Raw genomic sequence first — 3988 nt, 5'->3', positions numbered from 1 at the left:
TTTTGGCCAATACGTTGCCATAGGTTTGATGAGTATGGTTAAGCCTGTAAAATTCCCTTACCGGGTTATCCTCTGCATCGTTATAAACCCTAAACTCGTCTTTGGCTTTGGCAGTACCCGGCTCGGGATACCTGCTCAATACATCATCTTCCCATACATCAAGACTTGACAATGGCGACATCTCTTTTTCAGTTAACTTTTCCATATCGTAAACCTTTATTAAATAATAAGCACCTTATGTTTTATTGCACTCCTAAACCCAACACCACAGAAAAATCCAATTATGTATTGCGGCTATGAAGTTTTATTTGGGGCTGCAATTAAATGCTCCGTTTAGTTTTATAATGATTAAATTTTGATAAAAAAAACGGAGCTTTTACATTATCTGCGATATTTATTTACGTAAACGATTAAGTTATATTAATGCTAAATGCCTAATACATAAGGCTAAAAAGCATTTAAATTGATTTAGCAAGGTTGATTCTTTATGTAAAGTGAAACTACCTCTTAAGGATCTTATTTTTACTTGTTCCGGGGATCTGAATACCTTTAACCGAAGATTTAGTTACCCCGTTAAACACAACCACCGGCAGTGATTTAACTTGCGGTATTTTAAGGCCGTTAATAGCCAATCCCTCCACATCGTGAAATACTGCGGCAGCCCTGAAATCATTACCAGGGCAGCTAAGGGTTACATTTTTAAACGTCACCCCTTCTGCATGGCGGGTATAAAAGCCCCAGGCAGGCAATTCGCCAAACATCGAAAACTCTGGGTAATCATGTGGGTTTTCAGGGATCTTTGTTAACGAATCAAGACTGACATTGGCTTCCTCTTTGCTGGCATCACCATGATACACTATCTTAATATTTTCAAGTGTTACGTTTTTAACCGGGTGCCCGGGCAGCCCGGCAATTGACGAAGGAAAGGTGTTATGGTTTCCTTTAACCAGGGGGCCTTCCATCGGGTAACCTTTATCGGGTTTGCCTTTGGGTACATCTACCGTTACATTACTGATATGGATGCCATTGATACTGCTCACTACAGCATCTTTATTGCGATGACCAAGACGAATAAAAATGGCATTGCCAGTATTTACCGCGTGGATATCACTGATATCAATATCTTCCATCACTCCCCCATCAACACACTCCAACGCAATGGCCGACCGATAGGTATCGTAAATTTTTACATTCTTTATCGTTATCTTTTTAAAACCTCCCCTTGAGGCCGTACCAAATTTGATCCCGCTTGCGCTTGACCTGGTAGTACAGTTTGCCACATAAATATTTTCGCAGCTACTATTCCTGTCGCTTGATTTTAAGCAGATCCCGTCATCATCGGCATTGAAAAAGCTATTGGTAAGCTTTACATTTTGGCAATCAACCAGATCAATGCCATCGTTATTCCAATACGTATTGCTTTCAACTTTTATACTATCAATTACCAGGTCGCGGCATTTGGTGTAGTCCTGTACCCACACCAGGCCGTTTTTCATAGTTACACCTTTTATCAGGATATTAGTACAGTTTGAAAAATGGATCAATTTGGGCCGGTTGGGCTCCTCGGGTTGAGTTTGCCCCCAGGGATTTTGTTTTTGCCATAATGAATCCCTTAATTTACCCGCCTTCAGCATCGCGAAAACGTCTTTCAGCAATTCTTCGCCGTTTCCGTCAATTGTACCCTTGCCTGTTATGGCAATATGCTGCAGGCCATTGGCAGCAATTAACGGTGCTGCGTGGCCTTCGCCATAATCAATCCTTTTTGCGCTACCCAGCAGTATAGCATTTTGGGCAAGGTTCAGCGTAACATTTGATTTCATGCTGATTACACCCGTTAAAAACTTGCCGGCAGGTACGTATACCGTACCACCGCCCTGCGCGCCTGCATTATCAATAGCCTTTTGAATACTGATAGCGTTATTGGTAATACCATCAGCTTTGGCGCCATAATCGGTAATGTTAAATACTTTTTGCTGAGCATAACCAGCAAACGGCGTTATAAGCAGGGTTAAAAAATGAAGGATTTTCATTATGCGTTATTTATTAAGAGAAAAATTCAAGCAGGTTTATCGCTTCTCAAGTCTACAAATATGAGGCGTTTAATTGTACATTAAACACCTAAACTATTAAACTTTCAATTTAGTTGCGGATGGTGTTACACTTTTATTTACGTAAACGTTTACATAACGCTCATAGTGTTGATAATAATTTGTTACTAAAGCTGTGCATTATTACAATACGTTAATGTATTAAACAATGCTTTTGGTTTAAATCAATTTTATATCTTTGCCCCATCTGCTTCCGTAGTTCAATGGATAGAATTATGGTTTCCGGTACCATCGATATGAGTTCGAATCTCGTCGGGAGCACAAAATGGACTTACAAACAGTAAGTCCATTTTTGTTTACCTCACAGCCTCCGCATACCTCTTCCTAAACGACGTCGGATTCTCCCCTTTATACTTTTTAAAAATGCGGTTCAGGTGGCTTTCATCGGTAAAGCCAAACTCATAAGCTATTTCACTCATACGCTTATCGGTGTATTGCAGGCGGGTTTCTATTAGTTTCAGCTTATAGCTGGTGATGTATTGCTGCAAACTTTCGCCAGTGGTTTTCTTAAAATATTCGCTGATATAGTTTGGCGAAAAGTTAAATGATGAGGCTATGCACTCGGCTTTTAAGCGGTCGGGCTGGTAAATATATTCATGGATATAGTTAAGCAGCGGCAGTGTGGTTGTTGATGGCTGCTTTATAATATTAGCATGCTGCTGTAGCGTGATATTACGGGCAGCAATAGTGATGATGGTATTCATCAATTGCTCAACCACTTCATTATGCTGCGGAAACTCGTTTGATGTTTCCCGCTGCAAAGCCTCTATCATAGCCCTTACCAGTGGCTTGTCGGTAACTGTTTTAAGGATACAGCCCGGCAAATGGTTATGATTATGAAAAATGAACTCCATTTTTTTAACCCATTGATCGCTTTGGGTTTTCAGGTAACTATCCGTAAAGCGGATAAAGTAAAACCGCGTTAACTCATGCACCTCAAAGCCATGATGGTCTTCCGGAAAAATCAAAAAGAACTTATCAGAGGCATAGGGCAATTCATGCCCGTTAATGATCTGGATTCCCTTGCCCTCCAGCGTAAATACCATTTCAAAAAATGTATTACGGTGTGGCTTGGCTGTATACTGGCTTGTTTCAAGCAGTTCCAGCTCATATGGCCGGTATAGGTTCTTGGTTTCCATACCCGTAAAGTTACAGATCATCCCCCTCAATGTACAAGGCCAAGGCCCTGATTATACAGAACTTTGACTTATCAAAACAAAACGAAATGAACACTACATCTTTTTTACTTTTAAGACTGGCCATCGGAGCCAGCATGTTTGGCCACGGCCTGGTTCGCTTACCTAAACTTAATGGCTTTAGCAACTGGATGGTCGGCGCCTTCGAAAAATCAATGTTGCCTAAAGCTATGGTAACACCTTTCAGTTACCTGCTGCCCATTGCCGAATTTATTATTGGCTTATTACTACTATCAGGCCTGTTTACCAAACCCGCTTTAATTGCCGGTGCCCTGGTAATGATCATATTAATATTAGGCAGCTGTTTGATCGAAAACTGGGAGATCCTGCCTTCTCAACTGATCCATGCCGCTTTTTTTGCCGTGCTGCTTCAGTTTGCTGCTAACAATACTTACTCATTAGATAACCTTTTCTTTAATAAATAAGATCATGAGCTCAAGAAGAGAATTTGTAAAACAAGGCGGCCTTTTAGGTTTGGCAGGCCTTGTGAGCGGCAACTTAGTAGCTGCTAAACAACACACAGCCATCAACAATTCCGGCACATCAAAATGGGCCGATGGCTCAAGATTGGTAGTTTCTATATCCATGCAATTTGAGGCTGGTGGTCAGCCCGACAATGCCGAAAGCCCATTTCCGCAAAATATGCAAAAGGGTTATATCGATCTGCCCGGTGCCACCTGGTTT

Annotated in this window: 3 protein-coding genes, 1 tRNA gene and 2 pseudogenes; 3 read left to right on the top strand and 3 right to left on the bottom strand. The window is 41.2% G+C overall.

Translation table 11 applies throughout. From position 1 onward, the window contains the following. Together VF500_RS23655 and VF500_RS23650 are read right to left on the bottom strand one after the other, a co-directional pair. Positions 1-205: pseudogene (locus VF500_RS23655) on the bottom strand (inositol oxygenase); the annotation flags it as partial. Between the two features lie 295 nt (positions 206-500). Continuing rightward, positions 501-2030, bottom strand: coding sequence for a glycoside hydrolase family 28 protein (locus VF500_RS23650; RefSeq protein WP_330862032.1), 1530 nt, complete (start codon positions 2028-2030; stop codon positions 501-503). Between the two features lie 267 nt (positions 2031-2297). Between VF500_RS23650 and VF500_RS23645 the strand changes: the two genes are divergently transcribed. Beyond that, positions 2298-2369 (top strand) — tRNA-Arg (locus tag VF500_RS23645). Positions 2370-2404: 35 nt separating this feature from the next. On the opposite strand, the gene VF500_RS23640 is transcribed toward VF500_RS23645, so the two are convergent. Continuing rightward, positions 2405-3247 (bottom strand): AraC family transcriptional regulator, encoded by an 843-nt coding sequence (locus VF500_RS23640; protein WP_330862031.1) that lies wholly within the window; start codon positions 3245-3247, stop codon positions 2405-2407. An 86-nt stretch (positions 3248-3333) separates the two neighbouring features. On the opposite strand from VF500_RS23640, the gene VF500_RS23635 reads away from it, so the two are divergent. After that, positions 3334-3729 (top strand): DoxX family membrane protein, encoded by a 396-nt coding sequence (locus VF500_RS23635; RefSeq protein ID WP_330862030.1) that lies wholly within the window; start codon positions 3334-3336, stop codon positions 3727-3729. 4 nt (positions 3730-3733) lie between these two features. Further along, positions 3734-3988, top strand: a pseudogene (locus VF500_RS23630) (polysaccharide deacetylase); the annotation flags it as partial.

Source organism: Mucilaginibacter sp. (genome assembly GCF_036383575.1).
Lineage (GTDB): Bacteria > Bacteroidota > Bacteroidia > Sphingobacteriales > Sphingobacteriaceae > Mucilaginibacter.
Note: the sequence above shows the minus strand (reverse complement) of the source record. Positions and strands in the feature narration are given on the sequence as shown.

What these genes read in the sequence shown, in the direction of transcription:
- VF500_RS23650 (WP_330862032.1), bottom strand. Translation starts at nt 2,030, where the DNA reads ATGAAAATCCTTCATTTTTTAACCCTGCTTATAACGCCGTTTGCTGGT.
- VF500_RS23640 (WP_330862031.1), bottom strand. Translation starts at nt 3,247, where the DNA reads ATGGAAACCAAGAACCTATACCGGCCATATGAGCTGGAACTGCTTGAA.
- VF500_RS23635 (WP_330862030.1), top strand. Translation starts at nt 3,334, where the DNA reads ATGAACACTACATCTTTTTTACTTTTAAGACTGGCCATCGGAGCCAGC.